We start from the raw sequence: 26,985 nt of genomic DNA on the forward strand, positions 1-26,985 counted from the left end.
GTGTCATGAGATGGAGAAGGAAAAGCAATGATCATTGCGGTGACGGGTGCGTCCGGGCACCTTGGCAGCGATCTCGTGCCACTGCTGCGCGCGGCCGAGCACGACGTCGTACGCCTGGTCCGTCGGGAGCCGGCCGCTCCCGACGAGGCACGCTGGGACCCCACGACCGGCTCGGTCGACCCCGCGACCCTGGAACGGGCCGAGGCGGTGGTGCACCTCGCCGCCGAGAACATCCTCGGCCGCTGGGAAGATCCGCAGGTACGCCACCGCATCCGGTCGTCCCGGGTGGAGGTGACACGGCGTCTCGCCGAACAGCTGGCTACCGGCCGGTACGCCCCGCGCACCCTGGTGAACGCGGCGGCGATCGGGTACTACGGCCTCGGGCGCACCGACGAGACACTGACGGAGGACAGTCCACCGGGGCAGGGCTTCCTCGCGGAACTCGGGGGTGACCGGGAAGCCGCCGCGATGGTCGCCGCCGACGGCGGCCTGCGCGTGGTCAACCTGCGCGTCGGCGTGGTTCAGGCCCCGGACCAGGGCATGCTCCACTTCCTCCTGCCGCGGTTTCGGCGCGGTCTGGGCGGGCGCATCGGCCGCGGCCGCCGATACCTGGCGTGGGTGACGAGGCTGGATGCGGCCCGGGCGTGCCAGCACGTCCTGGAACACCCGGAGGTGTCCGGGCCGGTCAACGCCGTCTCACCGAACCCGGTGACCAACGCCGAGTACGCGCGCACCCTCGGCCGTATCCTGGGCCGGCCGGCCGTGCTGGCCGTGCCGCCGTTCGTCCTGCGCAAGGCGCTCGGCTCCTTCGCGGAGGAAACCCTGCTGCGCAGCACCCGCGCGCTGCCGGCACGCCTGTCGGACACCGGGTTCACCTTCAGCTTCCCCGAGCTCGAGGCGGCGTTGCGCCATGTCCTCGCCCCATCCGCGGCCAGCGGCGCCGACCCGGCGTCGGCACGGACGGCGACCGCATCCGGGAGTCGCTCATGACCGGCCTGGCCGATCCCACCGCCGACCCCACCACCGGTCCCGCGGGCTCGGCAGCAGCGGCCGCGGGCCATCCCCGCCGCTGGTCGATCCTCGCGGTTCTCGTCCTGTCGGTCCTGCTCACGGTCCTCGACGGGACGATCATCAACGTGGCGTTGCGGGTCCTCGCCGATCCGGAGCAGGGGCTGGGCGCCACCCAGAGCCAGCTCGAGTGGGCGATCAACTCCTTCACGCTCGTCTTCGCCGCGCTGCTGTTCACCTGGGGCATCCTCGGTGACCGGATCGGGCACCGGCGCACACTGGTGACAGGGATTCTGATCTTTGGAGCGTCCTCCGTCGGCGCCGCGTACGCGGACACGCCAGCCCAGCTCATCCTGTGGCGGGTGGTGATGGGAATCGGCGCGGCCGCTCTGCCGCCGGCCACACTGTCGATCATCATGCATGTCTTCCCGCCGTCCCAGCGCCCCCAGGCGATCGGCATCTGGGCTGGTTCGAGCGGCCTTGCCGCGGTACTCGGACCCATCGTCGGCGGTATCCTGCTCGGCCACTTCTGGTGGGGATCGATCTTCCTGATCAACATACCCGTCGTGCTCGTGGCGCTCGCGGGCACCGTGGCGCTGGTTCCCGAGTCGCGTGACCCCGCGCCCGGGCGACTCGACCCGCTCGGGGTGGCGCTGTCGATCGCCGGCATCATGCTGCTGGTCTTCGGCATCGTCGAGGGCGGGCGGCTCGCGGACTGGACGCAGGCCCGGGTGCTCGGCCCGCTGCTGGGTGGCCTCGCGCTCCTGGCGGCGTTCGTCCGCTACGAACTGGTCATCGGCCATCCGGCGCTGGACGTCCGGCTCTTCCGTGACCGTCGGATGTCCGCGGCGGCCGTCGCCGTCGGACTGGCCTTCTTCGCGATCTTCGGGCTGACCTTTTTCATGGTCTTCTATCTCCAGAGCATCCGCGGGTACAGCCCGCTGGAGAGCGGGCTGGCGCTGCTCCCGCTGGCCGTCGGCCTCGGGATGTTCTCGGCACGCTCCCCGAAGCTGGCCGAGCGGCGCGGCTACCGGCTGGTGGTCTCGGCGGGTCTGCTGCTCGCCTCGCTGTGTTTCTTCGGCTATGCGTTCCTCGACACGGACTCACCTGCCTGGGTGATATTTCTGATCTTCTTCCTGCAGGGCATCGGTATGGCCCACGTGATGCCCCCGGCCACCGAGGCGGTGATGGGCCTGCTGCCGGCGAGCAGGGCGGGAGTGGCCTCGTCGATCACCAACGTGACCCGTAACCTCGGCGGAGCCCTGGGCATCGCCGTGCTCGGCTCGCTGCTCGCCGTCCGGTACCGGGACGAGTTGGAGCCGCACCTGGCCGCTGTGCCCCCACCCGCACGGACGGATGCGACCGAGTCGGTGGAGGCCGCCCGTGCCATCGCGGCGTCGCTCGGACCATCCGGGAGAACGTTGTGGGCCGACGCGTCCGACGCCTTCGTCTCGGCGATGCACAGCACGGCGATCGGGTGCGCACTCGCGGGGCTCCTCGGGGTGATCGTGGTCGCGGTGGGGATGCCTGGCGCGCGGGAGTCGGCGACCATGCACCACCGGATCCCCCAGCCGGCCGCACCGGGCCCGCAACCGGCCGCTTCCCGTCCGGTGGGACCGCGGCCATCGAAGTCGTAGCTGTCGAAACCATGATCCAGTGACGTCACAGCATCAGGAGAACCGGTGACATATCGAGGTGGAACGGGGACCTCCGAGCAGGATTCCGCCGTTCGGGCGGCGCAGTTGGACGACCAGTCCCAGGAGTTCCGGCGGGCCCACTTCCTGCGGGAATCGACGCGTTCCCTGTCGTCCGCGGCAGCACACCTTGCCGGCGGCGAGGCTGTCGAAGCGCTGTACCAGGCGCGTCAGGCACGCTTCTTCGTGGAGGCGATGCTGGCGCAGGCGGTCGCGGAGGCACGGGCGGCCGGGCACAGTTGGGATCACCTCGGAGAGGTCCTCGGCCTGAGCGGGACAGCGGTTCGTGACGCGTACGCAGGTGGCGCGGCGCGGGGCTTCGTCGCGGAAGCAGGTGGCGTCGAGGTGCTGACCCGCATCGTCGACCGCTTCTACGGCAAGGTCGCGGCGGACGACGTACTCGGGCCGATGTACGGGGAGGACATCGCCGGTGCCGCCGAGCGGCTACGCGCCTTCCTGATCCAGTACTGGGGAGGTCAGCGTAGCTACTCACCGCTACGGGGGCATCCACGGTTGCAGATGCGCCACGCTCCCTTCCCGATCAATGCCCGGGCTCGGGAGGTGTGGCTGCGCCTGATGGCGGAGGCGCTGACCGAGGAGGGCCTGCCCGCGCCGCTGGAGCGCATGCTCTGGGAATACCTTGTGGACGGGGCGCATGCCCTGACCAACACCGGGTGACGAGCTGGGTGGACCGGTGGACCGGTGGACCGGTGGTCAGGCGGGCTCGGGTGATCGGCTGATGCGGCCGCGATGGGCATAGATCGCAAGCTGGGTCCGGTCCCGCAGGTCCAGTCGCCGCAGGACCGCCGTCAGATGGCTTTTCACGGTTGCCTCGGTGACGAACAGACGGGCAGCGATCTCCGCGTTTGACAGCCCGTCGGCGACCAGTTCCAGCACCTCGCGCTGCCGCTGGGTGAGGTGGATGTCCAAACCCTTCATCGCGGTGCCGACCGTGGGAACGGGTGCGGAGGGTACGGATGGCGCGGTGTCGCCGCCCCCGGTCGGCCCGGTGGAGGACGTCCGCCCTGCCCAGCAGGCCGCGAGCTGGTTGGCGACGGCAGGCGCGAGAGTGATGTGACCGGCCGCGGTCGCGCGGATGGCGTCGAGAAGATCGGCGGGCGGAATATTCTTGATCAGATAGCCGCGGACGCCGAGGCGTAGCGCCTCGGCCGCCAGGTCGTCGGAGCCTCGGCGGGCGGTGATGATGATGTGGGGGCGGCGATCCGGCAGGGCCGTGGACAGCTTGCGGATGAGCGGGAGGACGTCGGCTCCGTCCAGGTCGCGGTCGACCATGCAGATGTCGGGCCGGAACTCCTGCGCCGCCAGCAGGAGATCCGCGCTGTCCGCCACGTCCCGCACGACGGTGATGTCCGGTTCCCGGTTGAGAATCACCCGCATCCCCGTCCGTACCACGTCGCAGCTTTCGGCGAGAAGCACCCGTATCGTCCGGGTGGGCCGGGCTGCGACATGTCCGGACGCTCCGGGCTTGGACACCTGCGCCTCCTCCGGGGAATCCACAGACGACACGCACACGGCCCGGCCGGCGGTATCGACGGGTGGGCGACCATGGAAGGGCCCACCTGCAAGGTCTTCATGGACGGTGTACGGCATCATAACCCCTTCGACCGTCGTGGAAACGATCTCGGTTACCCGGGGCCGCTTGCCCGGTGGGTCCGCGAGCATCCGGGTAGTTGAACAACCTGTATATCAACCCGGCGCCACGCACACACCATCGTCAGATAGACGATACCGCTCCGCCGGAGGCGGAAGATTTTCGCCTTTCTCCCGGATGGCTTCCCGCCCCTGAGAATACCCACTGCCCGGCAATAACTGTCCGTGCACGGCGACGGGTCGGGGTCCGGTGACGGCGAGCCGGCGCCGATGCCGCCGAGGCATCGGATCCGGCCCGCGTCGATGTGATCCGGGATGCGCTCCGGAAGACCAAAGACAGAATGATCATATATCTTTGACGTTACCGGAGGCCTGGGTCGCTGGATCATCGACCGGCAACACCGGAGATCGTCGTCGAAGTGGCCCACCCGGTGTTCCTTATTGCCGTTTGCCTTCCAGGAGGTGCGCCACCCGTGCCGCGATGAGACGTAACGTGGTCGACACCGGAATCTGAGTCTGTCGTAACCGTGACAGACCTTTTCCTCGATCATGCCGGCGCGGCAGGCTACGGCATGAGCCCAGAACAGGATACGCCGCCCTGCGTCGGCATCCGAGGATGTGCCGGCAGGCGGCCGATCGCCGTCCGGACGGGGGAGCGGAATGGATGGACGTTCAGGGTCGGATATCGCGGCGGAGAATACGGTGCGCGGAGCGGGCGACGCCTCCACCCGGCCCGTACGGATTCTGCTGGTCAACGACCATCCTGTCTTCCTGGCGGGGCTGCGTGCGCTGTTGGAGGCCACCGCGGTGGGTGAGGTGGTCGGTGATCTCACGAACGGCACCGACATCATCCCCGCGGCTCGACGGCTGCGCCCGGATGTCGTCATCTTCGATTTCGACGACGACGACAACGATGTGCTGATGTTGATCCGGCGCATCTCGCGGGAATGCCCGCAGACCGCCGTACTCGTCCTCACCAGGCGGCATGACTACCGGACCGTCGCGGCCGTGGTGCGGGCCGGCGCCCGCGGATGCGCCTTCAAGGCCGCGCGGCCGGGGGACCTTGCGCGCGCGGTGGAGGCGGTCAGCCGCGGCGAGGTGATCTTCGGCGCCCATGTCGCCGACGGCGTGTTACGCCACTTCGACGCTGCCGGGGCGGAGCAGCCTCCGTTCCCCGAGCTCACCGAGCGGGAGCGCGTGGTGCTGTGCCTCGTCGCGGACGGCTACTCCACGGCCGCCATCGCCGGCGAGTTGGCCCTCACCACGAAAACGGTGCGCAACTACCTGTCGAAGATTTTCGCGAAACTGGAAGTGCGGGACCGCGCCGAGGCCGCGGTCATTGCCCGGCGTGCCGGGCTCGGGGGCTGAACAGCCCGCGGAATGAACCCCCGGGAAATCTCGTGCAATCACTGCGGCCACCCGCTGCCGACAGCATATATCGGCGACTGCCCTCTCCAGGACAGTGAGGTACGTCACCGCGCAGGATGTGCATTGTCGTCCAGCCGACTCCGCCACCACCCATCTCCGCCTTTTGTCGAAACCGCGACCCGGAAGATTCCCAGGCGGTTGGGACATCTGACTCATGACACTGGGACAAACCATCGGAGACGATGAAACAGCCGCAAGGCGATGACAGGTGGACCGTGAGATCACCGAACAGCCGAACAACGGCATCCGACCGATAGGCGTCCGGCCGGCCGGTGCGCGCCGAAAGCGCCGGCCGGTGTTGTTCACCGGCGTTCCCGCGGGGAGGCCCTACTGAAAGCCGTGGCAGTCCGGTCAGCACCGAACGGCGAGACGGTACCGGCCCTGGGGGGTGACGGTTCGCCCGCCGGTCGCCCGGCGGCGGATTTCCCCGAAGCGGAACGCGGCACAGCAGGACGTGGCACAGAGGTGAAGGTGGAACCATGCAAAGGACGTTGATCGTCGCAAAGGTCGCGCCGGGAACGGAAGCCGAGGTCGCGCGTATATTTGCAGCCTCGGACCGTACCGGCCTGCCCCAGGTCGCCGGGGTTTCGCACAGATCCCTTTACAGCCTGGGTGACCTGTATGTTCATCTGCTCGAAACCGAGCATGAAAGCTCCCGTGTGCTGGCCGACATCAGCGGCCAGGAGGAGTTCGGGCGGGTGACCGCGGAGCTGGCGCATTTCATCCAGCCCTATCTGCCCACCTGGCGGTCGTCCCGGGACGCGGTGGCGCGCTGCTTCTACACCTATGAACCGGACGGTTCCCCGGCGAGGCGTGTCGCGACCGGGCCGGCGCGGGCCGAGGCATGAGCCCGGCGGCCACCACCACGGCCAGCGCCGAATGGGTGCGCTGCCGGGCCTGCTCCGCCCTCGTCTACAGGAAGCGGTTCGCGCGCAACCTGTTCGTCTGCCCCGAATGCGGTGACCACGGGCGGGTCGGCGCGCGTCAGCGGATCGGGCACCTGCTCGACCCGGACAGCTTCACCCCCCTCGAGCTCACCCCGACCGGCTACGACCCCCTCGATTTCTCCGACGGCAGGCGGTACGAGGAGCGCTGGCACGACGCACGCCGCCGCACCGGTCTGCCCGAAGCGGTGCTGTGCGGCACGGGCCGCATCGGCGGACGCGAGCTGGCCGTCGCCGTCATGGACTTCTCCTTCATGGGCGGCAGCCTCGGTTCCGCCGCCGGAGAAATGATCACATTGACCGCGGAGCTGGCCCGGGAACGCCGGTTGCCGTTCGTGGTCGTCACGACCTCGGGAGGCGCCCGCATGCAAGAAGGCGTCCTGTCCCTGATGCAGATGGCGAAGACAAGCATCGCGATAGGCCAGCTGCGCCGCGACGGGCTGCTGACCGTCAGCGTCGTCACCGACCCGACCTACGGTGGTGTGGCAGCCTCCTTCGCCACGAACACCGACGTGGTCCTGGCCGAGGCCGGGGCCCGGCTCGGCTTCGCCGGCCCCCGGGTCGTCCGGCAGACCACCGGCGAGCGGTTGCCCGACGGCTTCCAGGGAAGCGACTTCCTCGCCGCCCGGGGGCATGTCGATCTGGTCGTGAAACGCGCCGAGCTGCGCTCCTGCCTGAGCAGACTGCTGGCGGTGGCCGCACCCGGGCGTCGCCCGATGGCGGCCAGGCCGGCCGTCCGTGAGCCCCGGCCCCCGGCGCCGCGACAGGAACATGATCCGGTCGCCGCGGGCGCGGCGGCACGGGTGCTGATCCGGGATCCACGGCAGCTGCGCGACCGCGACCCATGGGAGCGGGTACGCCTGGCCCGCGACCTTGGCCGCCCCACCACCCTCGACCTCGCCGCCCGGGCGTTCGACTCGTTCCTGGAGCTGCGGGGCGACCGGACACACGGCGACAGCCCGGCGATCGTCGCCGGACTGGCCGAGATCGGCGGTGTGCCGGTGGCGGTGGTCGGCCACCAGAAGGGGCACACCACCGCGGAGCTGCTCAGCCGTGACTTCGGCCTGGCCAAGCCGGAGGGGTACCGCAAGGCGCTGCGCATCATGGAACTGGCCGAACGCCTCGGCCTGCCCGTCGTGACGCTGGTCGACACTCCCGGCGCGCACCCGGGGGTCGAGGCAGAGGAACGCGGCCAGGCCTCGGTGATCGCCAACGCCATCCAGCGGATGAGCGCGTTGCGGGTACCGGTGGTGTCGGTTGTCACCGGCGAGGGCGGCAGCGGGGGCGCGCTCGCCCTTGCCGTGGCCGACCAGGTACTCATCGTCGAAAACGGCGTCTACACGGTCATCAGTCCCGAAGGATGCTCCGCGATCCTGTGGAACAACAGCGCCCGCGCCCCCGACGCGGCCCGCTCACTGGGCCTGGACCCGCAGACGCTGCTGCGGGCCGGCATCGTCGACGCGGTCGTGCCCGAACCACCCGGAGGCACGCAGGCCGACCCCGGGACGGCCGCGGACACCCTGCGCGCGGCCGTGCTCGAAGCCCTCCTCCCGCTGCTGGCCGTACCGCCCGACGAACTCGTGGCCCGGCGTGCGGCCCGATTCCGCGGCTTCGGCGCGGAATCGGTGGACGTACCGGCCCGCACCGGACGTCGGCAGGAGCAGGAATATGCGCAGGTGCCGGCATGACCCGCGACGAGACCCCCCACAAGACCCCCGAGGTGGCGCCCGACGGGCGGATCGGGCTGCTCGCCGCGATGCGGGAGCACGCCAGCCGCCTCACCCGCGACCTGCCCGGCCAGCCCAGCCGCCTGCGGCTGCGCTCCGGCGACGTCGTTCTGGAGGTGGAGTGGGCAGCCCCGCCGGCCCCCGCGGCCGGCTCGCCGCCGGCGGCCGGGCCTTTACCCGCAGGTGCGGCCGACAGCAGCGGCATCCAGCCGGCGCGGCAGACGAGCGGTGCCGAGGCGTCCGACACGCCGTCCGGGCCGGTTGTCACCGCGCCCATGGTCGGGACCTTCTACCGCTCCCCGCAGCCGGGGGCGGAGCCGTTCGTGCAGGTCGGCGACCTGGTCGAACCGGGGGACACGGTCGGAATCCTGGAGGCGATGAAGCTGATGAACCCGGTGCGCGCCGAGGCCGCCGGCAAGGTCGACCGGATCGCCGTCGCCGACGGGGAGCCGGTGGAGTTCGGGCAGGTGCTCATCACGCTGGTGCCCGTCGGATGAGCGGGGTGGCCAGCGGCGCGACCAGCGGCGCGACACATGGGGTGACGTGAAGTGTTCCGGAAGGTACTGATCGCGAACCGTGGGGAGATCGCGGTGCGGGTGGCGCGGGCGTGCCGCGAGCTCAACCTCGCGGTCGTGGGCGTGCACTCCACCGCGGACGACGTCGAGGCGCTGCGCCGGCACGTGGACGAGACCGTCTGCATCGGGCCGGGCCCGGCAGGACGCAGCTACCGCAACGCCGCGGCGCTGGTGGAGGCGGCCCGCAAGACCGGCGCGGACGCCGTCCACCCCGGCTACGGGTTCCTGTCGGAGGACCCCGACTTCGCCGAGATCTGCGCCGCCAACGATCTGGTGTTCATCGGGACGCCCGCGCAGGTCATGGCCTGCCTCGGTGACAAGAGCACGGCGCGCACCCTGATGCGGGAGGCCGGGCTGCCGCTGCTGCCCGGCAGCCTCGAGGTACCCGGCGACGTCGACGAGGCGGCCCGGCTCGCCGCCACCGTCGGCTATCCCGTCATCATCAAGGCGGCCGCCGGCGGCGGGGGCAACGGGATGACCGTCGTGCGCGAGCCCGGCGGCTTCGCCCGCGCGTTCGCCGAGACCCGCGCCGTGGCGCGCGCGGTCTTCGGTGACGACCGGGTCTACGTCGAGCGCTATCTGGAACGGGCGCGGCACGTCGAGGTACAGATCCTCGTCGACGACCAGGGCACGGGGATCCACCTCGGCACCCGGGAGTGCTCCGTGCAGCGACGCCACCAGAAGCTGCTGGAGGAGGCGCCCGCGTCGGGGCTGGATCCCCAGCAGGCCGCCGTGATCGCGCGGGACGCCGTCCACGGCGCGCTCACCGCGGGCTTCCGCGGCGCCGGCACGGTCGAGTTCCTGGTGGACGCCGACGGCCGGCACTACTTCATGGAGATCAACTGTCGGATTCAGGTCGAGCACCCGGCCACCGAGATGGTCACCGGCTGCGACATCGTCCCGTCGCGGCGGGCCTGCCGCTCAGCCTGACCCAGCAGGACGTGCAGATCCGCGGCACCGCCCTGGAGTGCCGGGTGAACGTGGAGGACCCCGCCAACGACTTCAGGCCGACCCCCGGCCGGATCGAGCGCTTCCTCCCGCCCGGCGGCCCGTTCACCCGGGTCGACACCCACGCCTGGCCGGGGTACGTCGTCGGGCCGCACTACGACTCGCTGCTGGCCAAGGTCGTCGTCTGGGCACCACGGCGCGACGAGGCGATCGCGCGGGCCGACCGGGCACTGGCCGAGTTCGAGGTAGCCGGCCCGGGCGTGCGGACCACCATCCCGTTCCTGCGCCGCGTCCTCGCCGACGAGGAGTTCGCCAGCGGGCGTTACGCGACGTCCCTGGTCGACCGCCTGCTGGCCGGTACGCCACCGGAGCCGGGCAGGTGGCGCTGAACCACGGCCGCCCGTCCAGCCGGAGAAAGCCCTCTGGCCCCTCGGCCTTCCTGCGGTGCGGATCGGCGAGCCAACAAACAGGCGAACAGAAACTCGCGGAAAAAGAAACTGACGGAAATCCGAGCGGGAAAAGAACAGAAAGGGAAGAAGAATTGTGAGCACGAACGAGACGATCACACCGGTCACACCGGCGGAGATCGAGAACATCCTCGTCGCGGAGACGGGAGTGGACCCCGAGACGATCCGTGCCGGTGGTGGCACAACCCCCTGGTTGACCTCGGCATCGACTCGCTCGCGGTGCTGCAGCTGCAGGGCGCGCTGGCCGACAGGTTCGGCGTGGAACTGCCCGAGGAGGCCGGTGGCTGGACCGTCACCCGCATCGTCGCCTTCGTCAACGGCGACCTCGCCAGGAGGCGCTGACATGGCCGGGCACACGGAGAACACGATCGTCATCAGCGCGCCGTTCGACCTGCTCTGGGACGTCACCAACGACCTGGAACGCTGGCCGGCCCTGTTCACCGAATACGCCTCGGTCGAGGTACTTGAGCGGATCGGCGCGACGGTGCGCTTCCGGCTGACGATGCACCCCGACGAGCAGGGACGGGTCTGGTCGTGGGTGAGCGAACGGACCCCGGACCGGCAACGCCGGGAGGTCCGCGCCCATCGGGTCGAACCCGGCCCGTTCGAGTACATGCGAATCCACTGGCGCTACGACGACGGCAACGACGGCGAGGGCGTCCGGATGACCTGGATTCAGGACTTCGCGATGCGGCCCGACGCGCCGGTCAACGACGCGGGCATGACGCAACGGATCAACACGAACTCCGCCATCCAGATGGACGTCATCCGGCGCCGGGTCGAAGCCCTGGCGGCGGTGTAGCCGGCCGCCCGCGCGGCGACGGGAGAGGGGAACATCCATGAGCAGCATCGGACCCAAGGTCCTGTCCATCCACGACGTACCACCGAACACCCGCCGGGGCGGTGACATCCGGACCCTGCTGTCACCGGCCACCGTCGGCTCGACGTCAGGTTTTCTCGGGACGCTGACCCTGCGGCCGGGGGAGGTCGTCACCGAGCACTGGCATCCGTACTCCGAGGAGTTCCTCTACTGCGTGACCGGGAACATCACCGCACGTCTCGACGGCCAGGACACCGCGCTGCCGGCCGAGCACGGCCTGCTGATCCCCCTGGGTATGCGCCACCGGCTGGTCAACACCGGCGACGAGACGGCGTTCCTCGTCTTCCACCTCAGCCCGCTGGCCCCACGGCCGGACCTCGGCCATGTCGACACCGAGCCCCTGCCCCTGCCCCTGCCCACCCCCCTGCCCGCGCCGGCCGGGGTGGGCGGCAGCGGGAGCTGCGACCCACGGAAGGCACCAGCATGAGCACACGCCCGAGCCCGAGAAGGGCGGTGGTCACCGGCGTCGGCGTCGTCGCCCCCGGCGGGACGGACAGCCGCGCGTTCTGGACCCTGCTGACCGAGGGCCGGACCGCGACCCGCCGGATCTCGTTCTTCGACCCGGCACAGTTCCGGTCGCAGATCGCGGCCGAATGCGACTTCGACCCCGTCGCCGCCGGGCTGGACGCGCAGGAGATCCACCGCAACGACCGTTTCATCCAGTTAGCGCTCGCCGCGGCCGCGGAGGCGGTCACCGACAGCGGCCTGGACCTGCCGGCCGGCGCGCCCGACGGCGGATACGGCGTCGGGGTCAGCCTCGGCAGCGCCGTCGGCGCCACCACCCGCCTCGAGGACGAGTACGTCGCCGTCAGCAACAGCGGCCGTAACTGGCTGGTGAACCCGGCGTATGCCTCGTCCTTCCTCTACCACGCCCTGGTGCCCAGCAGCCTCGCCGGCGAAGTGGCACGCAGGTTCGGCGCGCACGGCCCCGCCGCGGTGGTGTCGACGGGCTGCACCTCGGGGATCGACACGATCGGCCGGGGCCACCAGCTCATCCAGGACGGCGCGGCCGACGTGGTCATCGCGGGTGCCACGGACGCGCCGATCTCACCGATCTCGATCGCCTGCTTCGACGCGATCCGGGCGACCTCAGCGCGCAACGACGACCCGGAGCACGCCTCCCGGCCGTTCGACGCCACCCGGGACGGGTTCGTGATGGGGGAAGGCGCCGCCGTGCTCGTCCTGGAGGAGTGGGAGCACGCCCGCCGCCGCGGCGCCCACGTCTACTGCGAGGTCACCGGCTACGCCTCCCGCTCCAACGCCTACCACATGACCGGGCTGCGACCGGACGGTGTGGAGATGGCCGAGGCGATCACCAGCGCGCTCCGGCAGGCCCGCACCCCGGCCACGGCGGTCAGCTACGTCAACGCCCACGGGTCGGGCACCAAGCAGAACGACCGGCACGAGACGGCCGCCTTCAAACGCTCCCTGGGATCGCACGCCTACCAGGTACCGGTCAGCTCGATCAAGTCCATGGTCGGCCACTCGCTCGGGGCCATCGGCGCGATCGAATGCGCCGCCTGCGCGCTGGCCATCGAGCACTCCGTGGTGCCGCCGACGGCCAACTGGGAGAACCGCGACCCCGACTGCGACCTGGACTACGTGCCCAAGACCGCCCGTGACCAGCGGATCGACGTGGCGCTGTCGGTCGGCAGCGGTTTCGGCGGCTTCCAGTCCGCGATCCTGCTCGAGCGTGCGACGGTGACCCGGTGAACGCCCCGGGCCAGTCCGCGGTGATCACCGGTATCGGCGTCGTGGCACCGAGCGGCATCGGGGCCGAGGCGCACTGGTCGTCCACGCTGCGCGGCGAGGTCAAGGTCGCCCCGGTCACCCGCTTCGCCACCCCCACACCCGCCGTCACCCCGGCGGGCGCCGCGGCGCCCGCCGCCGTCCTAGCCGGTGAGGTGGACGGCTTCCAGCCCGAGGATCATCTTGACCCCCGGCTGATCGTGCAGACCGACCGGTGGACCTGGCTGGCCCTGACAGCCGCCGGCCTCGCCCTCGACGACGCCGACTACCGGCCGTCCGATCATGATCCGTACGACACCGCGGCCATCCTGGCCAGCGGCTCCGGCGGCAACGAGTTCGGGCAGCGGGAGATCGGACGGCTGTGGAGCCAGGGTCGCCGGGCGGTGGGGGCCTACCAGTCCATCGCCTGGTTCTACGCGGCCAGCACCGGGCAGATCTCGATCCTCCACGGGCTGAAAGGCCCCTCAGGAGTGATCGTCTCCGGTGAGGCCGGCGGCCTGGACTGCCTCGGCGAGGCCCGCCGGGCCATCCGGCGGGGAACCCGCGCCGTGGTGGCGGGCGCCACCGAGGCCGCGGTCGCACCGTATGCGATGACCTGCTATGCCACGAGCGGGATGCTGACGGCGGGCAGCACCCCCGAGGAGGGCTATCGGCCCTTCTCCCGGCACGCCGACGGGTACGCGCCGGGCGAGGGCGGCGCTCTGTTCGTGGTGGAGGACGCCGCGGCGGCGCACGAGCGTGGCCGCCGCGGCTACGGGCGGATCGCCGGCTACGCGGCCACCCACGACGCCCACCACGACCGGCGCCCGGCGCCAGAGCCGGACCCCCTCGTGCGGGCGATGCGACGTGCTCTCGACGACGCCGGGCTGACCTCCGACGACGTCGACGTCGTCTTCGCCGACGGCATGGGTACACGCGAACACGACCTGTTGGAGGCACGCGCCCTAGGCGAGGTCTTCGGTGACCGCCTCGCCCACCTGCCGGTGACCGCCCCGCACAGCCTGGGCGGGCGCCTGTGCGCCGGGACGCCGGCGCTCAACGTGGCAACGGCGCTCCTGGCGATGCGGGACGGGGTGGTCCCCCCGGTGGGCAACCTGACCGATCCGGACCCGGCATACGGACTGCATCTGATCACGGGAGAACCACGCGGAATGCCGACGAACGTCATCATGATCAACGCCCGCGGCTACGGAGGGTTCAACAGCTGCCTCATCCTGACCTCGACGTCCTGACCTACGGGCTCGCGGCACCGCGGAGCACCGTGACCGGTGCCAAGGGCCGTAGGGAACCGCCCCTGCCGCGGGCCGCGCCCGATCTGGAGGGCATCGGGGTGCTGTCCAGGCTCCGCCAGGAATTCTCCGGCCACCAATGTTCTGGACGGCCCGATGCGGCAGTGGCGGGCCTGCCTGGCCGCTCTGTCTCACCGGCTGGTTGGTGTCCCTTGTGGAAGGGACAATGCGGAGAACCAGCGCAGGGCCGGCGTGGTGGCTCCCACCAGAGCGACGGCGCCGACGCACAGCAGGCCACCGCTGACCAGGGCGGCTGTGCCTGAGGTGGCGTCTGCGACAAGGCCGCCACGCATGTTGCCGATGTCCGGGCCGGCTTGTCCGACGATCTGTTCAGCCTGTTCAGCGGCGCTGACACGGCCGAGCAGCGCGTCTCATCCCAACGCGGGGTCCGCGCCCAGCTTCTCGATGATCCGGTCGTGGAAGCTCCTGCGCTCAAGGGCCTGCTCGATGTCGGCGACGACCCGGGTGAGCGGATAGGGGATCTCGGCCTCGAGGTCGGCGATGGCGGCCTCGGTGGCCTGCCACTCCGCCGCCAGGCGCCCGACGATGTCGCGGGCGTTGTCCGTGAGTGTCACCTTCTTGCTGCGCGCGTCGTCGCCCGTGATGGTGTGGACCCAGCCGGCCGCGCGCATCGCGGCCACCTTCTGGCTGAGAGCCGAATGTGTGCGGCCGACCGACTCGGCCAGCTCGGTGATGGTCATCGGCCCGTGGGCGTGGAGACGGAGCAGTTCCATCACGAAGCTCGGCTTGAGCTTGTCGATCTGCGCCTCGGAGTACATCCGGGCGATGTCCGCGTCCATCGACGCCTGCAGGAGGCGCAGGGGTCGCCAGAGGCTGTGCTGGGTGGGATCGGCTGTGTGCTCCTCGTTCATGCACACATTATGACAGGATTTATATAAGTCCTGTCATAAACGTACTCTCCGTCTGCGCCCCCACACCGCTGGCACGCTCACCACGCTCGGCTACCGCCTCCACCAGCGCACCAGCGAAATGACGGGGCACCGACCCCGCTGTCCACGACCGCCCGGCCGCACAGCCGCCGCACGCGGCATCTGATGCCGCACGCGACATCAGATGCCGGAGCGTACGGGTGAAGGTAAGAGTGCGGGCAGGGCGAAGGGGTCCGCGTGGTGGCGGGTTGTGCCATGCTGGGTGGGCGACGGCAGTGGAGGAAGCCGGTGGGAATCCGGCGCGGTCCCGCCACCGTAACCGGGGAGCGAACCCTCACCGTGTGTCACGGACGTGTAGGCGTCCGGAAGGCCGAGGGGGAGCACTGATCCGGGAGCCGGGATACTTCGGCCGTCCGCACCGTTACCGAGGGCGAGGAAACCCGAGGGAGGACCGCGGCATGCCCGTTCACGCCCGCCAGCCGGTGCCCGGCGCACGGTCGGGAGCACGATGACGGCCTACCCGCTGTCCGCGGTGGTGGGTATGGACGACCTGCGGCTCGCCCTCGTCCTCAACGCTGTGTCACCGGCCATCGGCGGGGTGCTCGTCCGGGGGGAGAAGGGCACCGCCAAGTCGACGGCGGTGCGGGGGCTCGCCGCCCTGCTCCCGCCCCTGCGGGTGGTGACCAACTGCCGGTTCGCCTGCGACCCGGCAGTTGGCGACGCCGACTGCCCCGACGGCCCGCATCCGCCCGACGGCCCCGCCGTGACCCGGGCGGTGCGGATGGTGGAGCTGCCGGTCGGCGCCTCCGAGGACAGGGTGACCGGGTCGATCGACCTCGACCGGGCGCTCGCCGAAGGCGTCACGGCGCTGCGCCCCGGGCTGCTGGCCGCCGCCCACCGCGGCCTGCTCTACGTCGACGAGGTCAACCTCCTGCACGATCACCTTGTCGACCTGCTGCTGGACGCGGCCGCGCTCGGTGTCGCCCACGTCGAGCGCGACGGGGTGTCGGTCCGCCACGCCGCCCGGTTCCTGCTGGTCGGGACGATGAACCCGGAGGAGGGCGAGCTGCGCCCGCAGCTGCTGGACCGGTTCGGGCTGACCGTCGAGGTCGCCGCCAGCCGGGACCCGCGGGTACGCGCCGAGGTGGTGCGCCGCCGACTGGCCTACGACGCCGACCCGCGGGCCTTCACCGCCGCCTGGGCGCGGCAGGACGCCGCCCTCGCCGCCCGGATCGCCGCCGCCCGTGACCGCCTGCCCGCCGTGGAGCTCTCCGAGACGGCGTTGCGCCAGGTCACCGCGGTCTGCGCCGCCTTCGACGTGGACGGGATGCGCGCGGACGTGGTCACCGCCCGCACCGCGATCGCGCTGGCCGCCTGGGAGGGCCGCGAGCGCGTCACCGCCGACGACATCCGCCGCGCCGCCCGCCTGGCACTGCCGCACCGGCGCCGCCGAGGCCCGTTCGACGCCCCCGGCCTGGACGAGGACACCCTCGCCGACGCCCTGGAAAAAGCGGGGGAGCCGTCTACGGACCCGGACGGACCGCCGCCGGCCGGCGGCGGTGGCAGCGGATCCGCCGCCGGCCACGGCGACGCCGCTGCCGACAGCCGTGACGGACATGCCGGCGACGGGCCACCGCCCACGTCGGCCGGCGACCTGCCGACCCCGCGCCCGGCGGAATCGGAACCCCTGCACCGGGCGGAAACGCAACGAACGGAAACAGGCGCGGCGGCGGAACCGCGGCCCGCCTGCGGGCCGACCACCGCGTCCGAACACAGCGGGTACGAGCAGCCTGACCCGTCGCGCGGGCAGACCGACACCGCCGACGTCCGTCCCGCCGGCCCACCCGGCCCGACCTTCCGCCCCCGCCGCCTGGAGATCCCCGACGTCGGTACCGGCCTTGGCACCGCCGGGCGGCGCTCCCGGGCCCGCACCCGTCACGGCGCGGTGGTCACCGACTCACCGGAGGCCGCCGGCCTGCACCTGCCGGCGACCCTGCGGGCGGCCGCGCCCTGGCAGCGGGCCCGCGGACGCCGCGGGCCGGGGCTGCTGCTGCGGCCGTCCGACCGGCGCGGCGCTGTCCGGGAGGGACGCGAGGGCAACCTGGTGCTGTTCGTGGTGGACGCCAGCGGCTCCATGGCCGCCCGCGCCCGGATGCGCACGGTCACCACCGCCGTGCTCTCCCTGCTCCTGGACGCCTACCAGCGCCGTGACCGGATCGGAATGATCACCTTCCGGGGTGCCAGCGCCGAGGTCGTCCTGCCGCCGACATCGAGCGTGGAGGTGGGTGCGGCCCGGCTGCGTTCCCTGCCGACCGGCGGGCGCACCCCGCTCGCCGCCGGGCTCACCCGCGCCGGGCAGGTGCTGGCCGCCGAACGCCGGCGTGACCCCGACCGGCGCGCGCTGCTGGTCGTCGTCACCGACGGGCGGTGCACCACCGGCCCGGATCCGGCCGCCGCCGCGCACGCGCTGGCCCGCGCCGGGGTAGCCAGCGTCGTCGTCGACTGCGAGAGCGGCTACGTCCGCCTGGGCCTGGCCGGGCGGCTGGCCACCGCCCTCGGTGGCACGACCGTCCCGCTGGCCGCCCTGTCGGCAGCCGGCCCGGCGGTCGCCACCGGCCCCACGGTCCCCGCCGGTCCCGTGCGCCCGATACGGCCGGCGGGATCGGGCTCCGCCCGGTTCGGCGGGCCCGCCGAACCGACCGTTGGGCCGACAGCTCCCACCCAGCCCGGGAAGGTGGCCTGAGGGATGCCGCAGGGACAACCGGCCGTGATACCCGACGACGGCCTGACCACCCGGGCCCGCCGGGACCGCCCGCTGCTGATCGTCCACACCGGTGACGGCAAGGGGAAGTCGACCGCGGCGTTCGGGCTGGCCCTGCGCGGCTGGGCGCAGGGCTGGCCCGTCGGGGTGTTCCAGTTCGTCAAGTCCGCGAAGTGGCGAATCGGGGAGGAACGGGCGCTGCGCACGCTGACCGCCACCGGGGAGGGCGGCACGGTCGCCTGGCACAAGATGGGCGAGGGCTGGAGCTGGGTGCAGCGCCGCATCGACCCGGACGCCCAGCCCGCCGACGCCGCGCGCGAGGGCTGGGAACAGATCCGCCGGGACCTGGCCGCGCAGACCTACCGGCTCTACGTCCTCGACGAGCTGACCTACCCGCTGAAGTGGGGCTGGCTCGACGTGGCCGAGGTCGTCGAGACGCTGCTCACCCGGCCCGGGCGCCAGCACGTCGTCATCACCGGCCGCGCCGCGCCACCACAACTGCTCGACGCCGCCGACCTGGTGACCGAAATGACCAAGGTGAAGCACCCGATGGACGCCGGCCAGAAGGGCCAGCGGGGGATCGAATGGTGAGCGGCCCCGGCATCGTCCTGCCCCGGCTGCTGATCGCGGCCCCGGCCAGCGGCGCGGGCAAGACCACCGTGGCGACCGGGCTGATGGCCGCCCTGACCGCCCGCGGCCTGCGGGTCTCCCCGCACAAGGTCGGCCCGGACTACATCGACCCGAGCTACCACGCCCTGGCCACCGGCCGCCCCGGGCGCAACCTCGACGCCGTGCTCTGCGGCGAGGAACGCATCGGCCCCCTGCTCGCCCACGGCGCCCACGGCGCCGACATCGCCGTCGTCGAAGGGGTGATGGGCCTGTTCGACGGGGTGTCGGTGCCGCGGCCCGGCCAGCCCGCGGACTTCGCCTCGGCCGCCCATGCGGCCCGGCTGACCGCCACCCCGGTCGTGCTGGTCGTGGACGCGTCCGCCGCGGGCCGCTCGGCCGCGGCCGTGGTGCACGGCTTCGCCACCTGGGATCGGCGGGTGCGCCTGGCCGGTGTCGTCTTCAACCGGGTCGGCTCGGCCGGCCACGAGCGCCTGCTGCGGGACGCCGTCGCCGGCCTGCGCATCCCCGTGCTGGGGGTGCTGCGCCGGGACGACACTGCCGCGGTGCCCTCGCGGCATCTCGGGCTGGTGCCGGCGGCCGAGCGGGCGCTGGCCGCGGCCGAGGCGGTCCGGGCGCTGGGGGCGCTGGTCGCCGCCTCCTGCGATCTCGACGCCGTGCTCGCGCTGGCCCGCTCGGCCCCGCCGCTGGACGTCCGCCCCTGGACACCGTCGGACGCCGTGGCCGAGGCGACGGCCAGGCGCGGCGGGCCTGCCGGCCGGCGGCCGGTGCGGATCGCCGTCGCGGGCGGGTCCGCGTTCACGTTCGGTTATGCCGAACAGGTCGAGCTGCTGCGCGCCGCCGGGGCCGAGATCGCCACCGTCGACCCGCTGCGTGACGAAAAACTTCCGGACGGCACCGACGGGCTGGTGATCGGCGGCGGGTTCCCCGAGGAGCACGCCGCCGCGCTCGCGGCCAACGCGCCGCTGCGGGCCGAGGTGGTCGCGCTGGCGCGCCGGGGCGCGCCGATCGTCGCCGAGTGTGCCGGCCTGCTCTACCTGGCCCGCTCCCTCGACGGGCATCCCATGTGCGGGATCCTCGACGCGGACACGACGATGGGGCCACGTCTCACTCTCGGTTACCGCCAGGCGGTAGCTGTCTGCGACAACCCGGTCGTCACCGCCGGTACCGTGGTGACCGCGCACGAGTTCCACCACACGTCGGTCGTCACTGCCGCCGCCACCGTTCCCGCCGGGGACGTGCCCCGGCCGGCCTGGCGGGTCGACGACCGGACGGAGGGTTTCGTACACGGCAACGTGCACGCCTCCTACCTGCACCTGCACTGGGCCGGCGTGCCCGGGGCGGCCCGCCGGTTCGTCGCCACGGCCCGCGAAGCAAGATCGTCCGGACCGTCCGCGGCAGATGTTTCGGCTCCCGCGGCAGCCGCCGCCGCTCCCAGCGCGGGACGGCCCGCGGGAGGAGCGCGATGAGCGGCGGGAACGTCGAGGGCGGTGAGGGCGGCGGCACCGTGCCGGTCCGCGGCCGGCTGGTCGGCGTCGGTGTCGGCCCCGGTGACCCGGATCTGGTGACAATCCGGGCCGTGCGGACGCTGGAGCGGGCCGACGTCGTGTTCGTCCCGGTCAGCGAGGGGCTACCGCCGCCGGGCCGGGCCGAGGCGACCGTGCGCGCGCACGTCACCCACGACCGGATCCGCCAGGTGGCGTTCCGGATGACCGGCGACGCCGACTACGACGCCCCGGCGGTCACCGTCAGCCAGGCCCTACGCGAACACCCCACGGGCAGTGTCGCATTCGCCACGATTGGTGATCCGAACGTCTACTCGACCTTCACCACGCTGGCCGCCCGGGTCCGGGCACTGTTACCGGAGGTCACCATCGAGACCGTCCCCGGCATCATGGCCATGCAGGATCTTGCCGCCCGCTCCGGCACGGTGCTGGCAGTGGGCACCGAGACCGTGGCGCTGCTGCCGCTGACCGCCGGGGTGGACGCCTACCGCCGGGCGGTGGCCGACCACGACACCGTGATCGCTTACAAGGGCGGGCGCGCGTTGCCGCAGGTCCTCGATGTGCTGGCCGAGGCCGACCGGCTGGCCGGCACGCACGGCGCGGCCGTCTACGGTGCCTGCACGGGCCTGCCCGAGGAGGACATCCGCCTCGCCGCCGACCTGCCCCGCGACCAGCCTGGCCCCTACCTGTCCACGGTGATCTCGACGCGGCGCCGGCAGTGGCCGGTATGACCGCCCGCCCACCCGGGCGGGTCACGTTCGTCGGAGCCGGCCCCGGGGCCGCGGACCTGCTCACCCTGCGCGCCGTCCGGGTGATCGGCGAGGCGGACGTGGTCATCTGGGCGTCCTCGCTGGTGCACCCGGACGTGCTCACCCATGCCCACAGCGACGCCGAGATCGTCGACTCGGCCGGGCTGCCGCTGGAAGGCGTACACGAGATCTACCGGCGGGCCGCGGGCAGCGGGCTCGCGGTGGCCCGCATCCACTCCGGTGACCCGGCGCTGTGGGGGGCGCTGCAGGAACAGTTGGAGATCTGCGCCGAACTGGGGCTGGCCACCGACATCGTCCCCGGGGTCAGCAGTTTCACCGCGGCCGCCGCGGCCGTCGGGCGCGAGCTGACCGTCCCGCAGGTGGCCCAGTCGGTGATCCTGACCCGGCTTGCCGGCGGGAAGACCCCGATGCCGCCCGGGGAGGAGGTGGCCCGGTTCGCCGCGCACGGCACGACCATGGCGCTGTTCCTCTCGGCGGCCCGCTCCGGCCAGTTGCAGGCCGAGCTCACCGCCGGCGGCTACCCACCGGAGACACCCTGCGTGGTCGCCTACCGGGTGAGCTGGCCGGACGAGCTGATCGTGCGATGCGCACTCGCCGACCTCGCTGCCACGATCCGTGAGCACAAGCTGTGGAAGCACACGCTGGTGCTGGTCGGCCCCGCCCTCGCCGCCGGCGGGACCCGCTCACACCTGTACCACCCCGGCCACTTCCACGGGTTCCGCCGGGCCGACCGGACCGCTCGCAGCGCGCTGCGGACGACCCTGGGCGACTCCCGGCCCTCCTCTGTCCGTGACATTCCTGTCCGTGACGCTCCTGTCCGCGACGGTCCTCCTACGCCCGAGGAATCCCGTACCTCACAGCCCTGGCCCTCATCCGACTCACCGACGGATGCCCGCGGAACCGGGCCAGCATGATCATATTCGTTGGGGTGTCCCACGCAGACCGCCACGAAACCGTCCCGGGTGAGGCCGTACGGCTGGCGGCGATCGACAGGAACGGCCGTCCGCTGGGGAGAACGCGTCGGTGCGCATCGCAATGAACAATCATGATGACGGATGGTCACGATGACGGACGCCAGGACGCCGGGCCGGTCGGGCATCGGCCTGGTCGCGGTGACCGCCGCCGGCCGCGCGGCCGCCCGGGATCTGCAACGGTCCTGGCCGGACTCCCGCCACTACGACGGCACGGCCCGTGAGGCGCTCACCGCCGCCGTCACCGAATGCGCCGGGGTGGTCTGCTTCCTCGCGACCGGCGCGACCGTCCGGCTGCTGGCCGGCGGCCCGCACGCCGGCGGCCTGCTCACCGGCAAGGACAGCGACCCGGGGGTGGTCTGCGTGGACGAGGCGCGCCGGTGGGCGGTCGCCCTCGTCGGCGGGCACTCCGGCGGAGCCAACGACCTTGCCGAACGGGTCGCCGCCACGCTCGGCGCGACCGCCGTCGTGACCACTGCCAGTGACGCCGCCGCGGTCCCCGCCCTCGACTCATTCGGCGCCGACATCGGCCTGCGCGTCGAGCCCGGATCACGGCTCGCCACCGTGGGCACGGCGCTGCTCGCCGAGGAGCCCGTGACCCTGTACACGGACGCGGTCTGGCCGCTGCCGCCGTTGCCGGGAACGGTCCGGCCCGCCGATCTCACCGATCTCACTGGCCGGACCGGACCCGCCGATCATCCCGTTCCCGCTGGTCCAGGCACCCTCGGTGACGCCGCTGAACCCGACGGGAGCAGTGCGCCGGCCACGCCGGTTCCGCCGGATCGGCCGGCGGCGTCCGCCATCGTGATCACCGATCGGGTCGTCGCGCCGCCGGCGCCCGCGGTGGTCTACCGGCCGCCCAGCCTGGTCGTGGGGGTCGGCGCGAGCCGGGGCGTGCCCGCCGACGAGATCATCGGCCTCGTCGAACGCGCGCTGGCCGACGCCGGGCTGTCACCGCTGGCCGTGCGTCACCTCGCCACCGTCGAGGCCAAACGGGACGAGGCCGGCATCGTCGCCGCCGCCCGCGCGTTCGGCTGGCCGCTGGTCGTGCACCCGGCCGCGGCGCTCGCGGCCGTCGACGTCCCGCATCCCTCCGAGGTGGTGCGGGCCGCGGTCGGCACGCCGAGCGTCGCCGAGGCGGCGAGCCTGCTCGGCCCCGACGGGGGCGGCACATCCACCGGCACCGCCGAGCTCGTCGTGCCCAAACAGGTGAGCGCGCACGCCACGGTGGCGGTGGCCCGGCACCGTCCCCGCGGCCGGCTGGCCATCGTCGGCCTCGGCCCGGGCGACCGGGACCTGCTCACCCCACGTGCCGCCCGCGAACTCGCCCGCGCCAGCGTGATCGTCGGTCTGGACCAGTACCTCGACTCCGTCCGCGACCTGATCCGGCCGGGCGCGCGCGTGCTCGCCAGCGGCCTCGGAGCGGAGGAGGCACGCGCCGGCGCGGCCGTGGATGCCGCCCGCGCCGGTCACGCGGTCGCGCTCATCGGCAGCGGGGACGCCGGCGTCTACGCGATGGGCAGCCCGGCACTGGAACGGGCCGACGGATCCTTCGACGTGGTGGGCGTCCCGGGGGTGACCGCGGCGCTGTCCGCCGCGGCGCTGCTCGGCGCGCCGCTCGGCCACGACCACATGATGATCAGCCTGTCGGATCTGCACACCCCCTGGGACGTGATCGAACAGCGGGTCCGGGCGGCGGCGCGGGCCGACGTCGTCGTCGCGTTCTACAACCCGCGCAGCAAAGCGCGGACCTGGCAGTTGCCGCGGGCGTTGACGTTGCTGGCCGCCCACCGTCCGCTGTCGACCCCGGTGGGTATCGTCACCGACGCCTTCCGCCCGGCCCAGCAGGTCACCGTCGCCACGATCGGGGAGCTGACCGCCACCCCGGCGCCACGGCTGGAGCTGGTCGGCATGACGACGACGGTGGTCGTCGGCAGCACCCACACCTGTGTCGTGGCCGGGCACGTCGTCACCTCGAGGGGGTACCGGTGGAGCTGACCGACCAGGCCCGGGCCGCGTGTGGCGGCCCTGCCCGCACGCTCCACCGGTCGGGGAGAACCGTTGGCACGCCGCCGTCGCCACCGCTGTCGATGCCGGCCGTGTCAGTGCCCGCCGTGTCCAACGCACCGCTGCATGAGGGGCTGAACCCGTGACGGACCCAGGCGCAGGATCGGATGCGGACCTGAACGTGGCCACGGCCGCGGATGTGGCCACGAACAGTGGCATGGACGGCGCTCCGCCCGCGTCCGCGCTGTTGATCGTCGGGCATGGGACCCGCAGCGCGGCCGGGGTGGCGCAGTTCCAGGAGTTCGTCGAACGGGTCCGTGAACGGGCCGACGGGACGCCGGTGGACGGCGGGTTCATCGAGCTGTCCCGCCCGCCGGTGGCCGACGCGGTGGCCCGCCTCGTCGACGCCGGCCACCGGCGGCTCGCGGTGGTACCGCTGACCCTGGTCTCCGCCGGGCACGCCAAGGGCGACATCCCCGGCGCGCTCGCCCGCGAACGCGCCCGCCATCCCGGTCTGCGCTACACCTACGGACGCCCGCTCGGCCCGCATCCGACGTTGCTGACGGCGCTCGACGAGCGGATCGACGCGGTCTACCCGCACGCCGAGCGGGCGAAGGTGATTGTGCTGCTGGTCAGCCGGGGCTCCACCGACCCGGACGCCAACGCCGAGATCGCCAAGGTCGCCCGGCTGCTGTGGGAGGGACGCGGGTTCATCGGTGTCGAACCGGCGTTCATCAGCCTGGCCGAGCCGGGTGTGCCGGCCGGCCTGGAGCGCTGCCGCCGGCTGGGGGCGTACCGGATCGTGGTGGCGCCCTACTTCCTGTTCACCGGCGTCCTGCCGGAGCGGGTGGTCAGTCAGGCCACCGCCTGGGCCGCCGAACATCCCGACGTCGACGTGCGCTGCGCGGGCCTGCTCGGCGACAGTGACGCCCTGGTGGACCTGGTGTTCGAGCGCTTCGCCGAGGCGCTGGCCGGGGACATCCGGATGAACTGCGACACCTGCCTGTACCGGATCGCGCTGCCCGGCTTCGAGCACCGGGTGGCCGCCCCCCAGACCCCCCACGACCATCCGGACGATCCCGCGCATCCCCACGGACACCACCACCACGATCACCATGACGACCGCGGCCACAGCCATGACCACGGTCAGGTCGGTGATGGCCACGGTCACGGCCATGGTCACGGCCATGGTCATCACCGGCATGTATCCCGGACGCTCTGAACGGCCGGCGTCCGTATCCGACCCGGCCACGGCCCGGCCGGGGTCGTTCGCGGCTACCGCGCCCGGCGGTCGACGAGGACCTGTGCGGGCACGGGCGGATCGTAGGTGGTCACCACCACGTCCCAGCTACGCCGGGCGGACGCGTTCAGGTTGATGTCACGCCGGGTGGGCAGCCGCAGGATATGGAAGTCGCCGCCGAACAGTTCGTGCACGAACGGCGTGTCGCTGTTGGTCATGGTGACGAAAACCCCCCGGTTGGCCGCGCGACGCATCGCCCTGTAAAGCCGCACCTGGTCGTCCGCCCCGAACTGGCCGGCGGTGTACCGTTTGAAATCGGCCCAGCCACCGAGTGGTACGTACGGCGGGTCGCAGTACACCCAGTCACCCGTTTCGGCGTCGTCGATCGCCTGCTCGAAGTCGGCCACTCTGACAACGGCGCCGCTCAACGCCCGGGCGGCCCGCAGAAATGTCGTCCGATTGTAGTAGGGACGGTCGTAGGCGCCGTACGGCGTGTTGAACTCGTTGCGACAGTTCACCCGCCACAGCCCCCGGAAACTCGTCTTGTTGAGGTAGACGACCCGGGCGGCCCGGTCGAGGTCACTGAGATCCTGGGGACGCTGCCGGCGCACGTGTTCGAAGTGTTCGGGCGTGTTGGGCATCTCGTCGAGCCGCGCCATGACCGGCTCCGGATCCTCGGCGACGACCCGGAAACAGACGACGAGCTCCTCGTTCGCGTCGGAGAGAACGGCGCGGCCGGGCCCCAGTTCGAAGAACACCGCGCCGCTACCGAGAAAGGGCTCCCGGTACGCGCCGGTGAACTCCGGCGCCAGCCCCACGAGCACGCTCGCATATCGGGTCTTGCCACCAGCCCACTTCAGAAACGGCTTCTCGGCGGGGATACGGCTCGTGGTCCGCAGACCCGTCGGCTGCACCCGTCAAGACTACATGTTCCGTGCGACAGGGCCCGACGGCGCTCCGCGACCCACGGTTTCACCTCGACGATCTTCGCCGTGTACCCACGAACCGCGGAACCCGGGCTCTACCACAGCGTGCCCTGATGTCGGAAATCCGACATCGCGTGCGAGCTCTAAGCGGAAGATCTGATTATTTTCAGTAAAAAATTCGATCGACCGGTTCGGATCAAGGCTTGCCGGTGATCCCTCGGTCACAAGGGTGACATCGACGGGATGACATCTTCGGGGACGTCCTCCCCATGGCAATCATGAAGCACCGGGAATGCAGTGATCGCTGGGGGTGGGCGCGCCCACCCCCAGCATGCTCCGACGCGCCGGAGGCATCCGTCCAGGCCAGGCCACTCCGATCGTGGCCGGAGGCGACTGATCCGGACCGTCAGCTGTGAAACGGCCCTGTCAGCACGGCCGCAAACACCACCGTCATCGAATCCGCGACACCAGAAAGATTCGAACAGATGATCATCATAAATCGTTCGGCGCAACCGGGTCGAGGTCTGGTCGACGGCGCTCATGGCGGTGACTCTCCGCCATGGAAAGGAATTTCCCTGCCTGGGCGAGCGACGTTGGACCACGTTGCAGTTCTCGCGTACGGAGACATCCTCGAGTACCTTCGCAGAAGTGCTGGGGCTGCCTTCCGGCATGTCAGATAAACCGCGGGTGACAGAACGACGCGAATCCGTGGGTCAACATTCCTGGTGCGTTGGTCGACATCGGTGCGGCCGCCGACGGCACAGTGTGGGGCGTGAACGCCGCCGGTAATATCTACCGCTACACCGGAGACCAGGACGGGTAAGGACCCGCCAGCCACATCACGTGCGCTCTCCCCGGTCCGTGCACGGACCGGGGAGAGCGCGATCCGCCATCTCGACATCCAGCCGAACATGATCCAGAGATGGATGCATTCGCACGGCTGAGATAATAATCATTATCATGGCCAA

The 26,985-nt window shown here is 71.9% G+C and carries 22 protein-coding genes, 3 pseudogenes and 1 riboswitch; of the genes and pseudogenes, 21 read left to right on the plus strand and 4 right to left on the minus strand.

All coding sequences use genetic code 11. The features are described 5' to 3' along the window. The first annotated feature begins 27 nt into the window (after positions 1-27). From FSYMDG_RS11460 to FSYMDG_RS11470, 3 genes are read left to right on the plus strand one after another with little or no spacing between them, the layout of a single operon-like run. Complete coding sequence (locus FSYMDG_RS11460) at positions 28-990, plus strand: TIGR01777 family oxidoreductase (protein WP_013873651.1); 963 nt, start codon at positions 28-30, stop codon at positions 988-990. Beyond that, positions 987-2,645, plus strand: a complete 1,659-nt coding sequence (locus FSYMDG_RS11465; protein ID WP_013873652.1) for an MFS transporter — start codon at positions 987-989, stop codon at positions 2,643-2,645. The genes FSYMDG_RS11460 and FSYMDG_RS11465 overlap by 4 nt, the downstream gene beginning before the upstream one ends. 45 nt (positions 2,646-2,690) lie before the next feature. After that, positions 2,691-3,380 (plus strand): globin, encoded by a 690-nt coding sequence (locus FSYMDG_RS11470; protein WP_013873653.1) that lies wholly within the window; start codon positions 2,691-2,693, stop codon positions 3,378-3,380. Positions 3,381-3,416: 36 nt separating this feature from the next. Here FSYMDG_RS11470 and FSYMDG_RS11475 read toward each other — a convergent pair whose 3' ends face one another. After that, complete coding sequence (locus tag FSYMDG_RS11475) at positions 3,417-4,196, minus strand: LuxR C-terminal-related transcriptional regulator (protein WP_013873654.1); 780 nt, start codon at positions 4,194-4,196, stop codon at positions 3,417-3,419. A gap of 819 nt (positions 4,197-5,015) precedes the next feature. Here FSYMDG_RS11475 and FSYMDG_RS11480 point away from each other — a divergent pair. The 10 genes and pseudogenes from FSYMDG_RS11480 to FSYMDG_RS11520 all read left to right on the plus strand — a co-directional run bounded on the left by FSYMDG_RS11480 (position 5,016) and on the right by FSYMDG_RS11520 (position 14,263). Further along, entirely contained in the window at positions 5,016-5,681 is a 666-nt protein-coding gene (locus FSYMDG_RS11480) for a response regulator transcription factor (RefSeq protein ID WP_013873655.1), read from the plus strand. Positions 5,682-6,220: 539 nt separating this feature from the next. Then, a complete protein-coding gene (locus FSYMDG_RS11485) occupies positions 6,221-6,589 on the plus strand; it encodes a TcmI family type II polyketide cyclase (protein ID WP_013873656.1) in 369 nt (122 codons plus the stop codon). Beyond that, complete coding sequence (gene accA, locus FSYMDG_RS11490; protein WP_013873657.1) at positions 6,586-8,373, plus strand: acetyl-CoA carboxylase carboxyltransferase subunit alpha/beta; 1,788 nt, start codon at positions 6,586-6,588, stop codon at positions 8,371-8,373. Before FSYMDG_RS11485 ends, accA begins: the two co-directional genes overlap by 4 nt. Continuing rightward, positions 8,370-8,909, plus strand: a complete 540-nt coding sequence (gene accB, locus FSYMDG_RS11495; protein WP_013873658.1) for an acetyl-CoA carboxylase biotin carboxyl carrier protein — start codon at positions 8,370-8,372, stop codon at positions 8,907-8,909. Before accA ends, accB begins: the two co-directional genes overlap by 4 nt. 51 nt (positions 8,910-8,960) lie before the next feature. Beyond that, positions 8,961-10,324: pseudogene (locus tag FSYMDG_RS11500) on the plus strand (acetyl-CoA carboxylase biotin carboxylase subunit). Between the two features lie 297 nt (positions 10,325-10,621). Then, positions 10,622-10,744 carry a hypothetical protein gene (locus tag FSYMDG_RS28380; RefSeq protein WP_013873659.1) on the plus strand — a complete coding sequence of 41 codons (123 nt, stop codon included), beginning with the start codon at positions 10,622-10,624 and terminating at the stop codon, positions 10,742-10,744. A 1-nt stretch (position 10,745) separates the two neighbouring features. Continuing rightward, complete coding sequence (locus FSYMDG_RS11505; RefSeq protein WP_013873660.1) at positions 10,746-11,204, plus strand: SRPBCC family protein; 459 nt, start codon at positions 10,746-10,748, stop codon at positions 11,202-11,204. 37 nt (positions 11,205-11,241) lie between these two features. Next, a complete protein-coding gene (locus FSYMDG_RS11510; RefSeq protein ID WP_013873661.1) occupies positions 11,242-11,709 on the plus strand; it encodes a cupin domain-containing protein in 468 nt (155 codons plus the stop codon). Next, the gene (locus FSYMDG_RS11515) at positions 11,706-12,995 is read left to right on the plus strand and encodes a beta-ketoacyl-[acyl-carrier-protein] synthase family protein (RefSeq protein ID WP_013873662.1); all 1,290 of its coding nucleotides are present in this window, start codon (positions 11,706-11,708) and stop codon (positions 12,993-12,995) included. Before FSYMDG_RS11510 ends, FSYMDG_RS11515 begins: the two co-directional genes overlap by 4 nt. After that, on the plus strand, positions 12,992-14,263 hold the full coding sequence (locus tag FSYMDG_RS11520; protein WP_013873663.1) for a beta-ketoacyl synthase N-terminal-like domain-containing protein: 1,272 nt from the start codon (positions 12,992-12,994) through the stop codon (positions 14,261-14,263). Before FSYMDG_RS11515 ends, FSYMDG_RS11520 begins: the two co-directional genes overlap by 4 nt. A gap of 188 nt (positions 14,264-14,451) precedes the next feature. On the opposite strand, the pseudogene FSYMDG_RS29640 reads toward FSYMDG_RS11520, so the two are convergent. Together FSYMDG_RS29640 and FSYMDG_RS11525 are read right to left on the minus strand one after the other, a co-directional pair. Further along, a pseudogene (locus tag FSYMDG_RS29640) lies at positions 14,452-14,691 on the minus strand (hypothetical protein); the annotation flags it as partial. Beyond that, a complete protein-coding gene (locus tag FSYMDG_RS11525) occupies positions 14,692-15,192 on the minus strand; it encodes a MarR family winged helix-turn-helix transcriptional regulator (RefSeq protein ID WP_013873664.1) in 501 nt (166 codons plus the stop codon). Positions 15,193-15,489: 297 nt separating this feature from the next. Beyond that, positions 15,490-15,615: riboswitch (cobalamin riboswitch) on the plus strand. 103 nt (positions 15,616-15,718) lie between these two features. Here FSYMDG_RS11525 and FSYMDG_RS11530 point away from each other — a divergent pair. The 7 genes from FSYMDG_RS11530 to FSYMDG_RS11560 all read left to right on the plus strand — a co-directional run bounded on the left by FSYMDG_RS11530 (position 15,719) and on the right by FSYMDG_RS11560 (position 25,073). After that, positions 15,719-17,953 carry a VWA domain-containing protein gene (locus FSYMDG_RS11530; RefSeq protein WP_013873665.1) on the plus strand — a complete coding sequence of 745 codons (2,235 nt, stop codon included), beginning with the start codon at positions 15,719-15,721 and terminating at the stop codon, positions 17,951-17,953. A 3-nt stretch (positions 17,954-17,956) separates the two neighbouring features. Continuing rightward, complete coding sequence (gene cobO, locus FSYMDG_RS11535; protein WP_013873666.1) at positions 17,957-18,562, plus strand: cob(I)yrinic acid a,c-diamide adenosyltransferase; 606 nt, start codon at positions 17,957-17,959, stop codon at positions 18,560-18,562. Continuing rightward, on the plus strand, positions 18,556-20,067 hold the full coding sequence (locus tag FSYMDG_RS11540; RefSeq protein WP_013873667.1) for a cobyrinate a,c-diamide synthase: 1,512 nt from the start codon (positions 18,556-18,558) through the stop codon (positions 20,065-20,067). Before cobO ends, FSYMDG_RS11540 begins: the two co-directional genes overlap by 7 nt. Next, positions 20,064-20,834 (plus strand): precorrin-2 C(20)-methyltransferase, encoded by a 771-nt coding sequence (gene cobI, locus FSYMDG_RS11545; protein ID WP_013873668.1) that lies wholly within the window; start codon positions 20,064-20,066, stop codon positions 20,832-20,834. The genes FSYMDG_RS11540 and cobI overlap by 4 nt, the downstream gene beginning before the upstream one ends. Beyond that, on the plus strand, positions 20,831-21,787 hold the full coding sequence (gene cobM / locus FSYMDG_RS11550; protein ID WP_013873669.1) for a precorrin-4 C(11)-methyltransferase: 957 nt from the start codon (positions 20,831-20,833) through the stop codon (positions 21,785-21,787). Before cobI ends, cobM begins: the two co-directional genes overlap by 4 nt. 150 nt (positions 21,788-21,937) lie before the next feature. Continuing rightward, positions 21,938-23,842: a precorrin-3B C(17)-methyltransferase gene (gene cobJ / locus FSYMDG_RS11555; RefSeq protein ID WP_013873670.1), complete on the plus strand. Its 1,905-nt coding sequence runs from the start codon at positions 21,938-21,940 to the stop codon at positions 23,840-23,842. 226 nt (positions 23,843-24,068) lie between these two features. Then, a complete protein-coding gene (locus FSYMDG_RS11560) occupies positions 24,069-25,073 on the plus strand; it encodes a sirohydrochlorin chelatase (RefSeq protein ID WP_083828479.1) in 1,005 nt (334 codons plus the stop codon). A 53-nt stretch (positions 25,074-25,126) separates the two neighbouring features. On the opposite strand, the gene FSYMDG_RS11565 is transcribed toward FSYMDG_RS11560, so the two are convergent. Further along, complete coding sequence (locus tag FSYMDG_RS11565) at positions 25,127-26,005, minus strand: DNA adenine methylase (protein ID WP_013873673.1); 879 nt, start codon at positions 26,003-26,005, stop codon at positions 25,127-25,129. Between the two features lie 727 nt (positions 26,006-26,732). On the opposite strand from FSYMDG_RS11565, the pseudogene FSYMDG_RS28385 reads away from it, so the two are divergent. Continuing rightward, positions 26,733-26,840: pseudogene (locus tag FSYMDG_RS28385) on the plus strand (tectonin domain-containing protein); the annotation flags it as partial. Positions 26,841-26,985: the final 145 nt, after the last annotated feature.

It is taken from the genome of Candidatus Protofrankia datiscae, from assembly GCF_000177615.2.
Taxonomy (GTDB): domain Bacteria; phylum Actinomycetota; class Actinomycetes; order Frankiales; family Frankiaceae; genus Protofrankia; species Protofrankia coriariae.

What these genes read in the sequence shown, in the direction of transcription:
- cobO (WP_013873666.1), top strand. Translation starts at nt 17,957, where the DNA reads ATGCCGCAGGGACAACCGGCCGTGATACCCGACGACGGCCTGACCACC.
- FSYMDG_RS11460 (WP_013873651.1), top strand. Translation starts at nt 28, where the DNA reads ATGATCATTGCGGTGACGGGTGCGTCCGGGCACCTTGGCAGCGATCTC.
- accA (WP_013873657.1), top strand. Translation starts at nt 6,586, where the DNA reads ATGAGCCCGGCGGCCACCACCACGGCCAGCGCCGAATGGGTGCGCTGC.
- FSYMDG_RS11515 (WP_013873662.1), top strand. Translation starts at nt 11,706, where the DNA reads ATGAGCACACGCCCGAGCCCGAGAAGGGCGGTGGTCACCGGCGTCGGC.
- FSYMDG_RS11530 (WP_013873665.1), top strand. Translation starts at nt 15,719, where the DNA reads ATGACGGCCTACCCGCTGTCCGCGGTGGTGGGTATGGACGACCTGCGG.
- cobI (WP_013873668.1), top strand. Translation starts at nt 20,064, where the DNA reads ATGAGCGGCGGGAACGTCGAGGGCGGTGAGGGCGGCGGCACCGTGCCG.
- cobM (WP_013873669.1), top strand. Translation starts at nt 20,831, where the DNA reads ATGACCGCCCGCCCACCCGGGCGGGTCACGTTCGTCGGAGCCGGCCCC.
- FSYMDG_RS11540 (WP_013873667.1), top strand. Translation starts at nt 18,556, where the DNA reads ATGGTGAGCGGCCCCGGCATCGTCCTGCCCCGGCTGCTGATCGCGGCC.
- FSYMDG_RS11525 (WP_013873664.1), bottom strand. Translation starts at nt 15,192, where the DNA reads ATGAACGAGGAGCACACAGCCGATCCCACCCAGCACAGCCTCTGGCGA.
- FSYMDG_RS11560 (WP_083828479.1), top strand. Translation starts at nt 24,069, where the DNA reads ATGGACGGCGCTCCGCCCGCGTCCGCGCTGTTGATCGTCGGGCATGGG.
- FSYMDG_RS11485 (WP_013873656.1), top strand. Translation starts at nt 6,221, where the DNA reads ATGCAAAGGACGTTGATCGTCGCAAAGGTCGCGCCGGGAACGGAAGCC.
- cobJ (WP_013873670.1), top strand. Translation starts at nt 21,938, where the DNA reads ATGACGGACGCCAGGACGCCGGGCCGGTCGGGCATCGGCCTGGTCGCG.
- FSYMDG_RS11510 (WP_013873661.1), top strand. Translation starts at nt 11,242, where the DNA reads ATGAGCAGCATCGGACCCAAGGTCCTGTCCATCCACGACGTACCACCG.
- accB (WP_013873658.1), top strand. Translation starts at nt 8,370, where the DNA reads ATGACCCGCGACGAGACCCCCCACAAGACCCCCGAGGTGGCGCCCGAC.
- FSYMDG_RS11505 (WP_013873660.1), top strand. Translation starts at nt 10,746, where the DNA reads ATGGCCGGGCACACGGAGAACACGATCGTCATCAGCGCGCCGTTCGAC.
- FSYMDG_RS11465 (WP_013873652.1), top strand. Translation starts at nt 987, where the DNA reads ATGACCGGCCTGGCCGATCCCACCGCCGACCCCACCACCGGTCCCGCG.